The following is a 19,639-nucleotide window of genomic DNA, read 5'->3' as shown; positions in this document are numbered from 1 at the left end:
AATATTGATATAGATTTTGAAATAACCATCACAATAATCAAGGTAAGATCTTCTCATTCCAAACAATCGAACCATGGTCGTAACTATGAAATCAATCTATCAATTTTTTAAAGAACTCCTCAGAGAGATTTTCGATGTCACCTCGACTCTTTTCCGAATCATGATTCCAATCATCATCGTGATAAAGGTCGTTGAAGAACTTGGCGGCGTCGTGATTCTTAGCGAATGGCTAAGCCCAATAATGCAAAGCGTCGGATTACCGAAAGAAATGGGCTTGGTATGGGCAACAACCATACTCACTAACATCTATGCGGGACTGATTATTCTTATTAATTCCGATGCTCCCTTAACGGTTGCTCAAGCCTCGGTTTTAGGCAGCATGATGCTACTAGCGCATTCATTACCGATTGAGGGTGCAATAGCTAAAAAGGCGGGTGTGAGTTGGCTGGCGACCCTATCAGTGAGAGTCGGTGGTAGCTTGGTGCTGGCATGGTTACTCAATCTCAGTTATCAATACGGGGATTTGCTCAACTACCCAGCAACCGTGCTTTGGCAGCCTGAAGTATCTGGAGACACGAGCTATCTTGGATGGGCTATTGAGCAGGTAAAGAGCTTTGCCGTTATCTTCATCGTGATATCAGCACTATTACTGCTACTCAAGATCTTAAAGATTCTAGGCGTTGAAAAGCTCATGGCAATATTGTTAAGACCATTCTTGAGACTACTCGGAATCAGCAAGGACGCGACTAACCTAACCATTATTGGAATCACGCTTGGTCTTTCGTTTGGCGGCGGCTTATTGATCAATGAAGCTAAAAAGGGACATATCTCGGCGAGAGATGTATTCACCGCAATCATGCTGCTCAATCTACTCCACAGTTTGATTGAAGATACGCTTTTGATCATGTTAATTGGGGCTGATTTTTACACCATATTTTGGGGAAGGTTAGTATTCTCAGTGCTGGTTATCGCCTTAATATCAAACGTCATTAAGCGCATGAATCCACGTACTTGTGAACGTTATTTTTATCGTGATGTCTCTCAGTCATAAGTAATTCGCCAACGAGAATAAAAGGAAAAGAGCTCAAATACGGGCTCTTTTTTACGACTTGGTGCTCCTATCACCTCCACTATTGTTAAATTTCACGCCCTTGAAACACTGAAAATCATTCTCAACACCCCAATTATTGATATTTAGAGTGAAAATAATTTCAGTATGGGTAGTTACTAAACACTCAATTATTAAATGCAATTTTTAAACACCGATAATAAAAAACGTATCTTATTATTTATCACCACACACCTTGTATAAAGCGGTCTCAAGATAATAAACACTTACCAACCAATGTTATTAAAAATCCAAACTATCAGCTATTCATTCAAAAAAACCCATTAAATAGCTGACAATAAAATAAATAACCATCCTTATTTGATATTAACTCTTAATGTTGAAACCGGAACGAATAATGATTTGTAATGATTATTCATTTGATTGGTTAATTTTATAAATATATTTTGTTACATAATCAAAACTGATGGCTTGATATAAGAATGTCACACAAAACAATGGCTTTAATGGTTCTCATTTTTTCCTCACTGTCACAGGCTTCCACTATTGAGAACGACGAACTATTGCTGAAGTCATTGATTGAACGAGGCGTTATCTGTCCTAGCTTAACCTATGAGGGCAATCAAGAAGCTTTGCGTATCTATCTAAACGCCAAGAAAGTAAAGAGCACTCCGTTTGATTCAAAAAATAGAAAAGAGACAACCAAGACAAAAGAAATAGAAAGTATAAAAGAGATAGAAAGTACGAAACATACAGCAAACACACGTCAGTTAAATAAGACACCACAAGAGTGTATTAGGCCAGACTCGGACAACTGATTCGAATAAGGCAGTTGATACTGATATCGACATGGAAATATAAAAAGGAAATACAATGAAAATGATGAGAAAAACATTGTTGGCTTCAGCAATGCTTACTCTATTTAGCGTCAGTAGTTATGCAAAAACACCTATTGATTTAGGCGTTGTTAATGAAGACAAACTCATTGAAATGCTAGTTAGACAAGGCTTAGTCGACCAAGATGCAACCGATGTGGCAAAACACGACGCACTTGACCGTTACTTAAAAAATAAGATCAATTCCGGTTTTAAAGGCGACGCTCAATTCGGTAAAAAAGCACTTGAGCAACGAGCGAAAATACTCAAAGCCATTGAGAAAGGAGCTGGCGTTAAAAAGGCCAGCGTCTTTGCTTTGGAAGTCGGCACCAAGCGTACCGATAAAGTACTGGCTCTATTGGTGGATTTCCCTGATTTGAACTGGGATGACAACAAGCTGACCGAAGAGCACACCCAAATGCTCTACGAGAGCTACAACCCAGAACATTATCAAGAGTTGCTGTTTTCAAACTCTGGCTACACAGGGCCAAACGGCGAAAACCTAATCTCGATGCGTCAGTATTACCAAAGCGAATCGGGTGACAGTTACAGCGTTGCAGGTCAAGCTGCTGGTTGGTATCGCGCCTCTAAGCCTGCGTCTTTCTATGGTGGTAACTCCCCGACGACCGACAACGATCTCAACGCACAAGAACTGGTTCGCGAAGCGTTGAATCAACTGGCTCAAGATCCTAGCATCAACCTAGCCGATTACGATATTGAAGATCGTTACGATTACGATGGTGACGGAAACTTCCGTGAACCCGATGGTGTAATTGATCACTTAATGGTATTCCACGCATCTGTTGGCGAAGAAGCCGGTGGTGGCGAATTAGGCCCTGATGCTATCTGGTCTCACCGATTCAACCTTGGTCGCACACATGTGCTTGAAGGTACCTCTAGCTCTCTTCCCGACCGCTTTGGTGGCCAATACGCGGCCTTTGATTACACCATTCAACCGATTGATGCCGCAGCCGGTGTCTGTGCTCACGAATATGGCCATGATTTAGGCTTACCAGACGAGTACGACACGCAATACACAGGCAAAGGTGAACCGGTTTCTTACTGGTCAATCATGTCTTCAGGCAGCTGGGCTGGCAAAATTGGTGGCACACAACCAACGGCATTCAGCTCTTGGGCAAAGCACTTCCTACAAAAATCGATTGGTGGTCGCTGGGTTAACGATGATCAAATCTCGATTGATGACCTAGAAGACAACCCACAAGTTTATACACTGTTCCAAACAACGGATAACAGCCGTCCGAACATGATTAAGGTCGATCTTCCTGAAAAGCAAATTGAAAGTCTGAAACCCTTTGAGGGAGAGTATTCATTCCACTCTCAAAAAGGCGATGACCTGAAAAACAGCATGACACGCAAGTTGGTGATTCCAGCCGGTGATTCTGCATTGCTTTCGTTCAAAACGTGGTATGAAATTGAGAAAGACTACGACTTCGCTCGCGTGCTTGTGAATGGACAAGCAATAGCTGGCAACATCACCTCAATGGATGACCCATACAATACTGGCCTCGTTCCTGCTATTGGCGGCGAATCTGGCGGGTGGATTGACGCTGAGTTTGACGTTTCACAATGGGTAGGCCAAGAAATAGAACTGTCATTTGAGTACATCACCGATGGTGGCTTGGCGATGGAAGGCTTCTATCTGGATAACCTCAGTGTGGTCGTTGATGGTGAAGTCACCTCAATAGACGATGGTGAAAGCAACTCCACCTTCGCCCTAAATGGCTACAAGCTGAGCAATGGATTCCACCAAGCGCAACACTACTACCTGCTGCAATGGCGTAGCCACATGGATGTTGATGAAGGCCTAGCCAACATCAAACGTATGGGGCAACTTATCTCATTCGATCCGGGTTTGATCATTTGGTACGTAGACGAGTCACTGACTGATAACTGGGTAGGCAAACACCCAGGTGAAGGTTGGTTAGGTGTGGTCGATGCAGACCAGAATGCCATGACTTGGGAAAAATCTGGTGAAGTCGCTCAAACTCGTTACCAAGTTCGTGATGCTGCGTTCTCACTCAAAGATCATACCCCAATGCGTCTTGTGAACAGCGACAATGATGTACTTGAAGATACTAGTTTGCTTGGTAACGCTAGCTTCTCTGACGACCAAGACTACACGTCTCCTCAAGCGCCTGATTCAGGACGTATCCTGACGGAGTTTGGTTTAGCCGTTGATATTGTGAATCAGAGTAACGACAACGAATACGGCGTGGTGCGCTTATCTAAAGTAAGCCAACACAACATCGCTCCTACTGCGAACTTCGAGCTTAATGTTAACGGTCTGAATGTTTCTACAAACAACTTCAGCTCTGATCAAGACGGTGAGATCGCCAGTTATCTATGGGACTTTGGCAACGGCACAACAAGTAACGAAGTGGCACCAACTTGGTCTTACGAGCAAGCCGGTGAATACACGGTGAACTTGACTGTTGTCGACGACAAAGGCGCTACCGATTCATTTAGCTCCGTAGTGAGTGTTGAATCTCCAAACGCCCTTCCAGAAGCGAGTGCAAAGTACATTCACTTGGGTCGTTGGGTAACCATGTGGTCTACAAGTTCAGACAGCGATGGTCGTATTGTTGATACCGAGTGGACACTTCCAAACGGAAAGGTGAAACGAGGTCGCACATTCACTTCTATCTTCCCTTCATACGGAAAGCACGAGGTGACTCTGAAGATAATCGATGACCAAGGTGGGATTACGACTAAGACAATTTTGGTCGACCTGTAGCTCATCTTGGGTCTTAGGTCTTAGGTCTTAGGTCTTAGGTCTTAAACGATAGACCATCAAAATAAGTACGCGGCTCTATCACACGTACTTACAAGCAAGCTTAAGCACTGTTGTCTTCGAGCATGAGCCAAGACAGCAGTTTTAAGGAAACGTTATTATTTAAGCCGTAAGCAAAAGCCCTACCGATTTGGTAGGGCTTTTTATTGGTCGCAGTTCGAGATACTAGGGTTCTAATCACAGTAACGAATTTACTGAACCACTATTCGATGAGTCATTACACAGGCTGCTTTTGAATACGCGATTTACGAGCACTAAATGCGAACAGCAAGATAACAGCTAACACGAATGGTAATACGTAGATATTAAGGTTCTGCCACCCTGCTGTCGATTCTAGCCAGCCAGAGAGCATCGCTGTAATAGTCACACAGCCAAAGACAATAAATTCATTAAACGCTTGTGCCTTAGCTTTATTCTGCGATTGGTAGGACTGACTAAACAAACCTGTTGCCGCGATAAACATGAAGTTCCAACCCACACCAAGTACCACCAAGGCCGCTCTGAAGTGCCAAATAGATTCTCCATGAATGTTAATCGCGATACAGACGACAAACAGAATCCCGCCCGCCAAGATCATCATTCTTGAGCCAAACCTCTCGATAAGTGATCCGGTAAAAAATGCAGGTACAAACATCCCCAACACGTGCCACTCAATCACGCCAGCAGCTTTAGTAAAGTCAAAACCACAGCCAATCATTGCCAATGGCGTTGCAGTCATCAAAATGTTCATTACAGCGTAAGCAACCATGGCTGCAAAGACCGCACCAATAAAGTTCGGTGCTTTAACGATCACACCTAAAGGATCGGCTTTGGGAGCCTGACTATTAAAAGAGACTTTAGGAAATTGAATGGTTTGTAAGATGAGTAACGCAAGAATATTCAACCCAATCAAAGAAGCAAAAGCACCAATGTACAAGCCATCTGCTAACCATTGTTGAGACATGATCGCTAAGTTAGGCCCGAGTACTGCAGCAAGAACGCCACCAGCCATCGATATAGAAATTGCGCGATGTCGTGCATTTTCATCACACACTTCGATAGCAGCGAAACGATAAAGCGTACCAAAACCAATACCTATCCCAAGTAAGAACGTGGCGAAACAAAACAGATAGAAATTTTGCTGAGATAAAGCGTAAGTTGCAAGGCTCGCCCCTGTAATGCCAACCACATTACCGATACTGAACCCTCGTTTTCGTCCTAATTTTCCTGAAATTAAAGATGCAGGAATAGTGGCTGCCATTAAACCCAAAAACTGCAGTGCTACCGGCAAGGTAATCATGCTCACACTGGGCGCAATCTGCTTACCGATCAAACCAATCACCGAGATCAACAATATGTTACCCGTCATAAATAAGGCCTGACACAGTGAGAGCAGCCAAACATTTCTATTCATCTTCGTTCCTAAATATGAGCACAGTGGGTCAATAGACCAAATAATCAACAAAGTCGCAACACTTTGTTACTCAAAAGAACTCCAGCAAACAACCGCAGGCTCTGCCTCGAACAATATTCAATCCAGCATACTTTGATCTTCGCTGCTTTACGCCCTAGGGTTGAAATTATCATTACTTAAGATAATAATAATTTTCTATTATTTATAAGCTTTAGCATTTGAAGGTGAGTATGATTAATCCACTTTGGCTCAATACATTTAAGACTCTGGTTGAAGTTGGACATTTCACCCAAACCGCAGAAAAGTTGTACATGACACAACCAGGGGTCAGCCAGCACATCAAGAAGCTTGAACAAGCTTGCAATTGTGACCTGTTATCGAGAGAAAATAAAAGCTTCGAGCTGACCGAACAGGGTCGGATTATGTATCGCTATGCGCTCAAGCTAGAAAAAGACCAAGAAGATCTCTTTGAGTCTCTGAGTTTTGATAACCCTTATGCAGGACAATGTCACCTGTCTTGCTCTGGTTCACTATCTTTACGTCTGTACCCCAAGCTTCTTGAACTTCAGCAGCAACACCAAGATCTGAGCATTAACTTAGAAGCGGCTCCAAACAAAAAGATATTGAATGACCTGATCCAAGGCACCACCGATATCGGCATTGTTAGGCACTCCCCAAACGACAGTTACTATCAAAGCCAAGTCATTGGCAAAGAAGCACTCTGCCTCATCGTTCACAGCAGTCTGGCTCACTTAGAGATAACACCACAAGTACTGCACGACATTGGCCTGATTGCGCATCCAGATTCTGCTCACTACCTGTCTTTGTATTTCGACCTGTGTGGAGACAAGGATCTCGCGAACATCAACGTTAATGAAATACCAAGATCTGGCTACATCAATCAGCTTCACCAGATCTTGCTGCCAGTATCGAAAGGGTTAGGCTTTACCGTCTTACCGGCTGGCGCAGTTGAGCACTTCCCGGAAAGAGACAAGTTGCACGTTGTGCCACCCAAAATAGAGGTTGAGGAAATACTGTATCTGGTTCAAAAACGAAACCGAAAACTGCCGCACCGATACGATACGGTTATCGATCTGATCAAACAGAACGTGAGTGGTTAGAAGCGTTGATTAGTTGATTAGTTGATTAGTTGATTAAATTTAAAGCCTTTAACCCAGAAGATTAAAGGCTTTAGTACTGAAGCACTTGTTATTCAGACAGTAATAGCGATAAGACAGCAACTGTTATATGCCGACTAAGCAAAGCGGCTTATTCCAAGGTACTGAGAACCTGACAGGCTCGCTCGAAGTCATAATTATCTAACGCACTTTGCACATCGTTAAGCGCAACAGAATTTGGATACTCTTTAAGTAACTCGGCCACGTATTGCGTTGCATCGTTATCATAAGCTTCCAGCAGCGAGAGTAGCTTAACCCTTTGATCTTCTTTGACCACAGTTCCCATCGCACTTGCTTCACTCATGTATTCTACTTGTGGCTTCACAATATGGCTTTCCGTTGCTGCAATAAGCTCAACTAACCTCGCCTCACCTTCTCTGAGGGCTTGATCATCACACAAACGATTGTGAGCTTTATCTTCTAACTCTCCCATCAAATCAGCAAACCGGAGGCCGCCAATCGACGCTGCCATACTTTTCAAAGTATGCAGGTTTCTTTCAAGCGTAATCCAATCGTCTTGTGCCAAATTATCAAACGCATCAACCATCATGTTTGGGGCACTGCTATGGAACTTCCCAATCAGTTTGTTTTGAAGTTCCGCATCATGATGAGTGAGCTGTTCAAATCGTTGCTGAGAAAACACACTGATCACATCAATGCTGTTAGGTTGATTTGTTAGGCCTTCGAGTTGCTCTGCCTGCCCATCTAACGGCGCTGCCTTCTCTTCTACCATCACCTCTGGCACGATGTATTTGATAAGCAAAGAGGTCGCTTTATCAATGATTATCGGCTTATCTAAGAAATCCGTTACCCCTGCGTCTCTTGCTCTCTGTTTGGCATCAGCGAACACATTGGCCGACATCGCAATGATAGGAACTTGCATGTCAAACTCTCTAATTTTCCGTGTCGCTTCAAAGCCATCCATAACTGGCATTTGAAGATCCATTAAAATGACTTCGTAATCATTATTTTTGGCTAGTGAAACGGCCTCTTGACCATTTTCGGCCAAATCTGCGTTTAGCTTGAAACGATCCAAGAACGCCAATGCCAAGTCTTGATTCAGTTCATTATCTTCAACCAAAAGTACCCTTTGCCCTTTAAATTCAACATGGTAATCAAGTTTTAATTCTTGGGACTTAAATTGGTCAAGTTCTTGTGCATTCGACTTAAGTAACGTGATAGGGAAAGAGAATTCACTGCCGTTACCCAACACGCTATCGACTGAAATTTTACTGCCCATAGCATGCACGAGTTTCTGACTAATATTCAAACCTAAACCAGTACCACCAAATTTCCGGGTCGTGGTGCTGTCAGCTTGACTAAATGCTTGAAAGAGCTTGTGTCGATTCTCTTCTGATATCCCGATTCCCGAATCGGATACACTGATCTTCATACTCACGCTGTAATCGTTAGACTCCAGTAGAACAGCGGTTAATGTCACATGTCCAAACTCTGTGAATTTAATGGCATTACCAATAAGGTTAAGAATGACTTGAAAGAGCCTTAACGGGTCGCCGAGCATTGGACTGTTTAACTCTGGGTCAACAGACATCGATAGGTTAAGTTGCTTTTCTGACGCCTTAGACTCCATCAGTTCTATGACATCTTTAAAGGTCACCATAGGGTTAAATGGGATGCTATCAATGAATAGCTGCCCCGCTTCTATTTTAGAAAAATCGAGGATATCGTTAATGATACTTAACAGTGAATGTCCTGAACGATGCACTTTCTCGATATAATTTCGAGCAACAGGATTAGATATTTCGCCAATAGCCAAATAAGACAAACCGATAATCGCATTCATCGGTGTTCTGATCTCATGGCTCATGTTAGCTAAGAAATCAGATTTAGCTTGGCTAGCCAGATCGGCTCTCTCTTTCTCTTCTTCAAGTTGCTCATTTAGGCGCTTCATTTCAGAGATATCAAAAGCCCAAAATAGAGTCGCGACTTCCCCATCAAGTTCAAATAGGTAATAGCTCACAAGCGCGACAAAGCGGCCTCCATCAAACTTTCTCAGCACTAACTCCCGGTTGACTACTTTACCGTTAAGATCTAGCTCTTTGTAAAACGCATCACGATCAGACAAAGAGTCATAAACAACTTCAACATCGATAGAAGAGAGTTCTTTTCGTCCCACCCCAAATAGGCGTTTGGCCGTATCATTTGCATAACGCACTTGGTCATCAACAATGACACTCGCCGCGATAGGCGAAGTATTCAGGATGTTGTATAGTTGATTTTGTGCTTTGCGAAGTGCTTCGGTCGCGTTATTGGCAATAGTGATTTGTTTGGATAGCTTTCTATTCCAAAATACAATCAGCAACACTATCACGATCGAGAATACCGATATGGTATAAACCAGTTGGTAATCAATTTTTTCAATCGCTTTAGGTGCCGCCCATTTAGCTGATATTTTTTGATGATCTTCAGCCGATATATTTTCAATCGCTTTGTTCATAATTGACAACAATAACGGCTCAGACTTTATGACATGAAATGTTGGTGACAAGAAAAAATCTAATCGCCCAATGATCCCAACACCTCGGTAACCAAACGAATCGATCAAGTAATTAAGCACGTCGACAGTGTCAATAATTCCATCGAGCTCACCAGACTCAACTCGCTCCAACCCTTTTCTCGTAAAATCGACAAGCTCCCATTCAATATTTGGGTAACTTTCCACAATAGCTTCAGTATTGGCACCATTTGCTAATATTCCAAGCTTCCATCCATAAGCTTCTTCCAGCACAAGACTATTAATATCTCGGTGTGAAGCTATAGCAAGACGGCTAGAAAATAGCGCTTTTGCTGGTTTTACATTTTCACCTAACGAGCGGTTCTCGACAGCAGCAGACACTAGATGAACCTGACGGTGATCAACAAGTCTGCGAGTTTCTTGCCAGTTTTCAACATCAGCATGACTCAATCGTAACCCAGTTTTTTGTTCAATTAACGTCAGGTAATCATCAATCATTCCAATATATTCATCCTTACTAGACAAGGCTTCATAAGGTAATGAATTGGGGTCGATACCTACTTTTAGTTCGGGATGATCCTTGATCCATTGACGCTCTTTCTGACTTAGGTTAAGAAGTTCACCAGTCAGGCTGTTCGATTGGTAAACATCTGAGATATAACGCTGAGCTCCTTCACCAAACGACTCAAATTGGTCAATTGAAGGGAAATACACATAATTACTCTCAACCGAATTGACATCAAAATAAAATGTCATGAAGCCCGCATTAATACTTCCTGTTTGCGTTTTATAACCAGCACCTTTGGTAACAGATGATAATTCAGACGTATTCTTTTTACTAAGTGAAGAATCTAATACTTCGCCTAAATACCAAGATTCAATCGGTCTTTTATTATTATCCGCTTGAGCAGAAATAACCTTGAATGTGTGCTCAGCATCGAATATGTCAAAGATCTTAGGGAGTTCTTCGAAGCGGTCATTCACAATAAAGTAAGCGGAGATTTGAGCGATAATATCGGCTTTTCTAAGTACAGGAGTAAGATCATTCTTAACTTGGGTTTCAAGTATCTGTTCAAACTCATCATCAGTTTGCTTTAAATATTTAATCGCTTCGTTAAAACTGTCTCTTAACTTGGGCGTTCTAAAATCCACATAAATTGGATAGTCGACTTTAAAATCTTCGTGTAGTTCGATTTCACGCATCTCAATGAAACGGGTATTCATGACAAACCACCTCAGCACCCGTTTCTCAACCATTAATAGATCGACGTTTTGTGCACGTAGCTGAGAAAATGCAGATTCTAGGCTGTCAATATCCTCAAGGCTACCGATACTGACTTTGTTTCTCAGTATCTCAACGGAGTTTTTTATTGGCGAGGTATCATCAAATAGCAAAGCACCCAGCGATAAATTTTCGGTAGAGTTGAGGTTCAAGTTGCGCCTTTTTAGCGAAATAGGTACAAACTCAACATCCATGATTTTATCACTCAAAAAATGTACTGAAGCCCCATCAGCCTGTATTCCTGAAACAAACGATATCGAACTATTATTATCAATAGCCTGGTTGGCTGCGCTACGAGGAAGAGTGACAACGTCACCAAGTCGATATCCCATATTGTTGAGCGCGCGCTGCATAATGTCATGCTCAATCCCTACAGATGTACTTTCTGGGTACATGTAAGGAGGGTTACCAAATCCAAACACACCTTTTACTGGAGTGCGATAGGGCGAATCTTTTAACCAGTGCGATAAAATCCGGTTTTTCTTCCCAATATCAAATGTTGCGATTTGTTGGTTTAACAAAGCAAGCAGTTTGGCGTCCCTAGTTCGGACAACCATTGAAGCTTCTATGTATTTCCAGCGTTCGAGAACGTAATTAACCGCTAAACTGTATACGCCGCTCTTGTGAGCGAGATCTAGCGTAGTGACTGGCTCAGCAAGCATGCCATCGACTGAGCCGTCTTCCAGAGCACGAATAGCATCAATAGCAGTATCAAATTGAACTCTTTCGATCGAGCTGAGTTGTACTCCTGACTTTTCTAGATCGATACTATTTCGCACCATGGCGATACGATGCTTATCAGATTGCTCGATGTTATTATTAGTAGGATCGTCGGTAGGGAGAATCACCGCGATTTGGTAGGGAATATAAGGGCTAGTAGCGAGAAATCGACCACCTTCGCTTGGGTCGAATTGCTGGAAAGGAAAAACATCGCCACGCCCATCAAGTAGGACCTGCTTTGCTTCGGAATGAGAGTTCACACTTATAAAGTTCGTTTCAATTCCATAATTGAGTTCAAACTCTTTCGCCCAATCTCGAATAATACCGGATACCTCACCTTCATCATCGATAAATGAATAAGGATAATGACTGGAAAGCGCGATAAAGGTCACTGTTGGTTTGCTTTCTAACCACTGGGTTAAATCATCTTCACTGACGCTTTCAGCATAAGCATGTGGTAAACCAACGATCAGAAGCGATAAGCTAGAAATGAGAATAAAACACTGATTAATCCATATAATAAAGCGCTTATTCATCTTTGAACTTCTCTTTAATCGCTAGTATCTCGGGCAAGTTGACGAGAAACAAATCGACTATTGTCGGGTCAAAGTGTTTGCCTTTCTGCTCCGTAATTAGAGCAAGCGCCTCTTCAACACTCCAAGCTTTTTTATAAGGGCGCTCTGCCGTCAGAGCATCAAACACATCAGCCACAGCAGCGATTCTACCAACCAACGGGATGTCTTCCCCTGCCACTTGACTCGGATACCCGGAACCGTCCCATTTCTCATGGTGATACTGCGCCACTTGAATCGCCATGCGCATCAGTTTGGAATCGCTCTGCCTACCAAGGATCTCAACACCGTACTCGACGTGTTTTTGCATGGTAGTCCACTCATCGGCATCCAACTTACCCGGCTTCAGTAACACGCTATCAGGAATGCCAATCTTACCAATATCGTGCATTGGCGCCGCGTCTCGGAGCGTTTCGGCATCTTCGTCAGTCATACCTAGCGCCTTGCCCAACACCTCACAGTAGTGGCTCATGCGCTTAACGTGCATACCCGTTTCGTTGTCTTTAAATTCCGCTGCTCGACCTAAGATATTGAGGGTCTCAAGTTTGCCTAGATTGATCTCGACGGTTTTGTCTTTCACTTGATGGAACAGTGCTCGTTGTTGGTCATACAACGCGATGTGGGTTTTGACACGCTGGAGCGCGATTTCAGGCGTGATAGGTTTCGTTAGGTAGTCGACAGCGCCTAAAGACAAGCCTTTCACTTCAGCTTCTGGACCAATTTTGGCGGTCACGAAAATGATAGGAATGTGAGCCGTATTCGGCTGAGCTTTAAGTTGGCGGCATACCTCGTAACCATCAATGTCAAGCATCATGATATCGAGGAGAATTAAATCCGGCTGTGGCACCATCTTCGCTATCTTAATGCCAATGGTACCGTTAATGGCTACCTTTACTTGGTAGGTATCTTTGAGTATTGCAGTTAACACATCCAAGTTACTTGGCGTGTCATCTACTACTAACACTATTGGTTTACGACTCATTGATGCCTCGTATAAAAATCAAACAGTTATAATCATAGTGTAGATGGCTTTTCGCACCACCCAACATGAAAATAACAAATGATTGTTAAAAATGAAGAGTAGATCTTCGAGCGACATCAAACTAACGCTGAGCTCATATGCATGTCAGAAACTCGGCGTACAATGTTTAAACAATTCACGGATAAAGTCAGTTGATCACCCTTTATACAACTGACTTTATTTTGATTAATCGAGCTTTCGACCATTAAACGCGTTAACAAAAGATCCGATAACGAGAAACAAAAAGAGCTCCTCATACGGGAGCTCTTTCTTTTCTGTAGCTAAATACTAATAAGTCTAACGACCCGAATAGTACATACAGATTCGAACGCCATCGAACTCACGAATCTCAAACGGGATCTCGTAGATCGATTCCATCACTGATTTTTCAACCACTTCCGAAACCTTACCCGATTTAACCACTTGGCCTTTTTTCATCGCGACAATGTTATCTGAGTAACAAGAAGCAAAGTTGATGTCGTGAATAACGATCACTACTGCTTTATTAAACTCATGCGCTAAACGACGCAGCGTCTGCATGATCTCTACAGAGTGTTTAATATCTAGATTGTTCAGAGGCTCATCTAAGAACACATAGTCTGTATCTTGCGCCACAACCATTGCGATGAACGCCATTTGACGCTGACCGCCACTCAACTCATCAAGGTATTTGCTTTGAATATCAGTAATACCAAGGTGCTCGAGCGCAGTGTCGACGATCTTATGATCTTCGTCTTTCAAGCGACCTTGTGAATGTGGAAAACGACCAAAACACACCAATTCGCGAATCGTAAATCGCATATTGATGTTGTTTGATTGTCTTAACACGGCAAGGTGCTTAGCCAGCTCTTTGGTATCCCATTCAGCCAGTAGCTTGTCGCCAATAATGACTTCACCGGCATCACTGTCTGTTAAGCGACTCGCCATTGAAAGCAGTGTACTTTTACCCGCACCATTTGGGCCAATAATAGAAGTCACTTCCCCTTTCGGGAACATAGCGCTGGCATCATCCACCACGAGTGATTTGCCATACTTCTTACTTAAACCTGTTAATTTAATCACTACTTACTACCTTTACTGAATTCTGGTGCGTAACAACAAGAACATAAAATACAAACCGCCGACCAAGTTAATAATCACACTCACTGTGGTTTCAAACGACATCACTTTTTCGATGAACCATTGGCCAGAAACGAGCAACACCACTGCTAATAAACTGCTAGCGATGATAAGAGTACGGTGCTGATAAGAGCTGAATATCTGACGAGCCAAACTCACGGTGATCAAGCCAAAGAAAAGCACTGGGCCAACCAAAGCCGTAGATACTGCCACCATTACCGACACAATCACCAAGGTAATCTGAGTCAGTCGCTTGGTATTCACGCCCAAGCTTGTCGCGTTATCAACACCAAGCCAAAGTACGTCAAGCTTAGGCGCCAACAGCCACAGGCCAAGTAAGCTCAAACTCAATGGAATAAGGCTGAGGTAAACCAGTTCGCCTTTCACGTTATTGAAGCTTGCGAACATCACATTCTGCAGCACCGCGAACTCGTTCGGATCAATCAACATCGCAAGGAAATTCGCTAAGCTCGAGAATACGCTGCCACATACGATGCCAATCAAAAGCAGTGTGAATACGTTATTTCGCTTTCTCTTAAAGTAGAAATGGAACAGAGCAAACGAGAACAAGATCATGACAGTCACAGACATCGAAAAGTTTGCGATTGAGTCAATCACCCAGAAGCTAGCACTGCCAAACACAAACAGAAGCACCGTTTGAACCAGCATATACAAGCTGTCAAAGCCCAAGATGGATGGGGTTAGAATTCGATTATTAGTGATGGTTTGGAAAACCAATGACGACGCCGAGATCGCCACCGCCGCTAACACAATCGACAACAGTTTGGGTAGTCGCAGAGACAAGAAGAACTCGTAGTTATCCCACGTCAGCCCCTGCCCGATGAATAACGCTGCCATACCCAAAGACGCGATAGCCAGAATCGCAATTTTTACTGAATCACGCATTCGACTTGTCTCTCATGATTAGGTAGATAAAAATCAAGCCACCAAAGATGCTGATTACCATCGAGATTGGAATCTCATAAGGGAAAATGACGATTCGAGCTAGCAGGTCACAAGCCAACACCAAGATCACCCCCCAGTAGGCAGTCCAAGGCAGAATCTTCTTCATGTTATCGCCCATCATCAGTGACACGATATTCGGCACGATAAGGCCAAGGAATGGGATAACACCAACGATCATCACCACAGAAGAGGCACAGATAGCGACCAATGCAACACCAATGAAGACGATCTTCTGATAATTCAAGCCGATGTTTTTCGCAAAGCTCTCGCCAATACTCGCCGCACTGAACTGACTCGCGAAGTAGTAAGCCAACACACAAGCAGGCACTGCGAGGTAAAGAATTTCATAGCTGCCTTGCAACACACTCGCAAAGTTCGCCATTGTCCATGCCGACATGGTTTGTACTAAGTCGTACTTGTAAGCAATAAAGGTTGTTAGAGACGAAACAACGTTGCCATACATGATGCCAATCAAAGGCACCAACACCGCATTCTTGAACTTGAGGTGCTGTAGGAAGCGGACCAATAGCATGGTTCCGAAAACCGCAAACGCGAAAATGAAACCTAAGTAGCTCCATTGCGCTGCATTGCCCAGAACCAGAATACCGACTATGTAGCCAAGCATGGCGCAGTCAATGGTACCCATAGTCGAAGGCGCGGCAAACTTGTTCTGCACGATCTGTTGCATGATCAAGCCAGCGACACTCAAGCCCGCACCGGCAAGTACAATCGCGAACAGTCGAGGGATTCGACTAACAACATAAATAGAGTTGGCATGTTGGTTGCCATTGAAGAAGTCGCTAAAACTGATTTCAGCGACTCCAATCATCAATGACATAATGCATAACACAACAAGAAATACAGCAGCGGCAATGGGTTTCAACATAGAAATAATACTAAAGGTAGGGCTCTTTGAGTCCGTATGAAAAGTGAAAAAGGGCTTATAAGAACGCTCTTATAAGCCCAAAAATCTGATGATTGATGACTATTGAATCGTTCGTTCAATATCACCCAACATTCTGTGAATCGCTGTCACGCCACCACCAGCCAAATACCAAGCACTTGAATCAAGGTAAATGATGCTGCCTTGCTGCGCTGCAGGTGTCGCCGCAACTAATGGGTTATCAAACAGCTGTTGTGCGCGCCCTTCTGATTTACCGATCGCTTTTTCGCGGTCAAGAACGTAAAGCACTTCAGGTTTTGCGTCAGCAATGTATTCGAACGAGATTAGGTTGCCGTGAGTCCCTTTAATTGGAGCCACTGTCGCACTCTTTGACTCCTCGAAACCAAAATCATCAAAAATGATCGAGAAGCGACTGCCCTTATTGAACATCGCAATGTTGTTGCCGTTGTTCATCAGCATCATTGCAGACGTTTCGTCAGACGCAACTTTGTCGTTTACCGCCGTGATAGACGCTTGAGTCTCTTTGATTATCGCTTCTACTTCAGCTTGCTTACCAAAGATGTCACCTAGCGCGCGCCAGTTTTGCTGAGCATCAGCCCAGTATTTATCACCTTCAATAGAGAACATGACCGTTGGAGCGATTTGTGCCAGCTTGTCGTAAACCTTAAGCATACGGTTTTCCGCGATAATGATGTCAGGCTTCAACATGTAGATAGCTTCAAAATCCGGTTCACTCAATGATCCTGTATTTGCTGTCGTTTCTTTGTACGAAGCTAGGTAATCGGGCAGCAAGCTATGAGGCGCACCAACTGGCTGTACACCAATTTGATCAAGCACATCCAAGCTACCAAAGCCAAGTACCACAACGCGCTGTGGTACTTCAGTAAACTGCGCCGTGCCCTTTACGTGTTCAATGGTCACGGTTTTCGCTTGAGCGGTCATCAGTAATGATGATGCAAGAATGATGGCAAACCCGCTTAACAACTGGCGAACTGAATTGATTGTTTTCTTCATGTTTCTTCCTTTGCCATTGATACTAACCACCACTCATGACAATGAAAGTCACACTACTCATAGGCGAGCATGGGGCGAACACAACGGCTAAATAACGATAATTTAAAGTCTGTCATTGCTTTGATAACAAACCAGTAACGCAAGTGAGAACTATTATCAATTATATTTGCGTTAAACTGGCGACACAACAACTTTATTATTCAGAAATGTAAAAGTGAGTATTCATATTTTGCGTAGTCAGGAGAGATACTCGGGATCAGAAATAGCAAAAAGACGCGAAGAGGAAAATGATCATCAATCTGAAGAATAAACTGATGGGGAAAAGTGCCCGAAAATCCTGTAATTACAACGCTAAATCACCGAATTACGACGCCAAACTCCAGAATTACAACGCTCAACCTCAGAGTCACGACTTGTAATTTACAATGTAAAGACCATATATAACAGATACTTAATCATCAATAAATTAGCTGAACAATTAAAACCACTAATGACAAAGAATACGAAGCGGTGCAAAGCCAAACATCTGTCAGGTATCATGGTAAATCACCTGCCCATCGCTCATTTAACTCTCAACAAGCGACGGCAAATCATTCAAAAAATTTTTTGAATTTAATTTAAAATAGGGTTGTAATTTCAAAAACTAGGCGTATAGTTCGCCACTTGGCTCTAATCTATAGAGCTGTTAATGCTAAAGTAAGTCCAAGTTCCTCAAAGACAGTTCTCGATTACCTCGTTACACCATCTCTGCGTCAGCTTTCACCTAGATAGTCATTCAATAGCTTTTAAATTCGATCCTCACTACCGATCTATCGTCATTCGCTCTCTTGTTAGCGAAGTCAAAATAGATCGACCACTTAAATATAAATGTAATAAACACAAGGCACAGTTATGTCACGCAGAACAACACGACAAACCCATTGGTACCAACTATCACGCGACAAATCAGTCAATAAACTAAAAGGTAATAAATGCTCAAGATTAAAATAGACTTACACAAAGAAGAAATTTCATGGGTCACAGAGATTCGACAGCTCAATAGCGATATACTCCACCGCCACATATTGCCCAAGCTACAACATCACAGCTATCTCATCGACTTTGAATTTAATGAACGAGAAAGCATCGGAACTATTGTTTCAGGCAACGGAAACACCCTAGGACATTTCACACTCCTATAGCATTTCCCATAGGCTACAAAAAGAAACATCGTTTAGTCCCAAAGATGTAAAAGATGTCACCCTCAATTCGCTCTAGCAGAACAAAATAGAGTAGAAGTAAAACAGATCAGAAACCTAGCCCTTTTTGCATTTCACGCGCGGCTAACGCTAGCTAGGTTATCGTACTTCTATTGAAACCAACTTATATCAAACTCTGAATCACCAATGAGTCATTATCAGTGCATTCATGGACTAATAAGTTAACGGCATCGACCTTAACTTCTGATCAAGAGTATATAAGTGTTCTGCAGCTTGCATGTGTTGAGGGTAATCACTAAATTTCTCACGATTCTCCTCATTCATCTTACATGTCTCATCCACCAGCATTAATTTCCAATACAGCTTTGTTGTATGCAGCATCGCCAATAAAGGTTTGAATACCTCTTTTTCATAAGCTTGAATCAACTCTTCAATCAATTCGTCACGCTCGTCTTCACTTGCGATTGAACCATTGGTTGCCGACAATACTTTTTGATATTTCAGATTGAGTTGCAGCTTATCCATCACCGTTTGGTTATCTTCCGCCAGTTCGACAAGTTTTGACTTAATGATGTTCACCCAATTCTCTTGGCTAAGAACCCTATCATCGATACTCGCAAAATCTTCGCGTATTTGACGTTCGACGTCTTTTTGAGCTTTCTTTAAAACGGCGCGCACCTTTTGAAATGGCAGCTGATATTCCTTACTTAGATCGATAATCAGTTTATGAAAACCACCATTTGGAAGGTGTAAGTTTTCCTTAAACGTCGCCATTGCAGCTTCTTGCTGATCGGTAAGGTGAGTCATTCTGTTTCCTATTCTTTATCACTTATGGTGCTGAGCCCGCGATCATACCACTATTACCCTCGTTTTTTCGGTAACTTGATCAGTTACACCTCGCTGTGCCGTTAAATTCTCCCAGCCTTTTTTCTTTTGGCTAGTTATTAATCCATATGGCATGAAATGGTAAATCTCTAGAGGCGAAAGTTCGTACATTACGCGCTCAGGGTATATCGCCAGACAGGAGTCGTTACTTACA

13 protein-coding genes are annotated in these 19,639 nt (G+C 42.9%); 5 read left to right on the top strand and 8 right to left on the bottom strand.

The genetic code is table 11. The features are described from left to right. Positions 1–85 precede the first annotated feature (85 nt). From AC3CH3_RS21470 to AC3CH3_RS21460, 3 genes are all read left to right on the top strand, one after another. Positions 86–1,051, top strand: coding sequence for a hypothetical protein (locus tag AC3CH3_RS21470; protein WP_488538375.1), 966 nt, complete (start codon positions 86–88; stop codon positions 1,049–1,051). Between the two features lie 500 nt (positions 1,052–1,551). Next, positions 1,552–1,887, top strand: a complete 336-nt coding sequence (locus tag AC3CH3_RS21465) for a hypothetical protein (protein ID WP_114635090.1) — start codon at positions 1,552–1,554, stop codon at positions 1,885–1,887. A 55-nt stretch (positions 1,888–1,942) separates the two neighbouring features. Continuing rightward, the gene (locus AC3CH3_RS21460; RefSeq protein ID WP_488538374.1) at positions 1,943–4,699 is read left to right on the top strand and encodes an immune inhibitor A domain-containing protein; all 2,757 of its coding nucleotides are present in this window, start codon (positions 1,943–1,945) and stop codon (positions 4,697–4,699) included. Between the two features lie 274 nt (positions 4,700–4,973). Here the strand turns inward: AC3CH3_RS21460 and AC3CH3_RS21455 are convergent, their stop codons facing one another. Then, positions 4,974–6,149, bottom strand: a complete 1,176-nt coding sequence (locus AC3CH3_RS21455) for an MFS transporter (protein ID WP_488538373.1) — start codon at positions 6,147–6,149, stop codon at positions 4,974–4,976. Positions 6,150–6,379: 230 nt separating this feature from the next. Between AC3CH3_RS21455 and AC3CH3_RS21450 the strand changes: the two genes are divergently transcribed. Beyond that, complete coding sequence (locus tag AC3CH3_RS21450; protein WP_114635084.1) at positions 6,380–7,270, top strand: LysR family transcriptional regulator; 891 nt, start codon at positions 6,380–6,382, stop codon at positions 7,268–7,270. Positions 7,271–7,418: 148 nt separating this feature from the next. On the opposite strand, the gene AC3CH3_RS21445 is transcribed toward AC3CH3_RS21450, so the two are convergent. The 6 genes from AC3CH3_RS21445 to AC3CH3_RS21420 all read right to left on the bottom strand — a co-directional run bounded on the left by AC3CH3_RS21445 (position 7,419) and on the right by AC3CH3_RS21420 (position 17,401). Next, positions 7,419–12,341, bottom strand: a complete 4,923-nt coding sequence (locus AC3CH3_RS21445) for an ATP-binding protein (protein WP_488538372.1) — start codon at positions 12,339–12,341, stop codon at positions 7,419–7,421. Then, a complete protein-coding gene (locus AC3CH3_RS21440; RefSeq protein ID WP_488538371.1) occupies positions 12,334–13,359 on the bottom strand; it encodes an HD-GYP domain-containing protein in 1,026 nt (341 codons plus the stop codon). The genes AC3CH3_RS21445 and AC3CH3_RS21440 overlap by 8 nt, the downstream gene beginning before the upstream one ends. A gap of 336 nt (positions 13,360–13,695) precedes the next feature. Further along, positions 13,696–14,460 (bottom strand): iron ABC transporter ATP-binding protein, encoded by a 765-nt coding sequence (locus AC3CH3_RS21435; RefSeq protein WP_019820096.1) that lies wholly within the window; start codon positions 14,458–14,460, stop codon positions 13,696–13,698. 12 nt (positions 14,461–14,472) lie between these two features. Further along, the gene (locus AC3CH3_RS21430; RefSeq protein ID WP_019820095.1) at positions 14,473–15,423 is read right to left on the bottom strand and encodes an iron chelate uptake ABC transporter family permease subunit; all 951 of its coding nucleotides are present in this window, start codon (positions 15,421–15,423) and stop codon (positions 14,473–14,475) included. Further along, the gene (locus AC3CH3_RS21425) at positions 15,416–16,369 is read right to left on the bottom strand and encodes an ABC transporter permease (RefSeq protein WP_488538370.1); all 954 of its coding nucleotides are present in this window, start codon (positions 16,367–16,369) and stop codon (positions 15,416–15,418) included. Before AC3CH3_RS21425 ends, AC3CH3_RS21430 begins: the two co-directional genes overlap by 8 nt. A gap of 99 nt (positions 16,370–16,468) precedes the next feature. Next, on the bottom strand, positions 16,469–17,401 hold the full coding sequence (locus AC3CH3_RS21420; RefSeq protein WP_488538369.1) for a siderophore ABC transporter substrate-binding protein: 933 nt from the start codon (positions 17,399–17,401) through the stop codon (positions 16,469–16,471). Positions 17,402–18,372: 971 nt separating this feature from the next. On the opposite strand from AC3CH3_RS21420, the gene AC3CH3_RS21415 reads away from it, so the two are divergent. Beyond that, positions 18,373–18,582, top strand: a complete 210-nt coding sequence (locus AC3CH3_RS21415) for a hypothetical protein (RefSeq protein ID WP_004731601.1) — start codon at positions 18,373–18,375, stop codon at positions 18,580–18,582. 231 nt (positions 18,583–18,813) lie between these two features. Here the strand turns inward: AC3CH3_RS21415 and AC3CH3_RS21410 are convergent, their stop codons facing one another. Next, complete coding sequence (locus tag AC3CH3_RS21410; RefSeq protein WP_114634991.1) at positions 18,814–19,407, bottom strand: hypothetical protein; 594 nt, start codon at positions 19,405–19,407, stop codon at positions 18,814–18,816. Positions 19,408–19,639: the final 232 nt, after the last annotated feature.

This window comes from Vibrio sp. QJM3NY_35, assembly GCF_057785915.1.
This window is presented reverse-complemented; position numbering and strand designations above follow the sequence as displayed.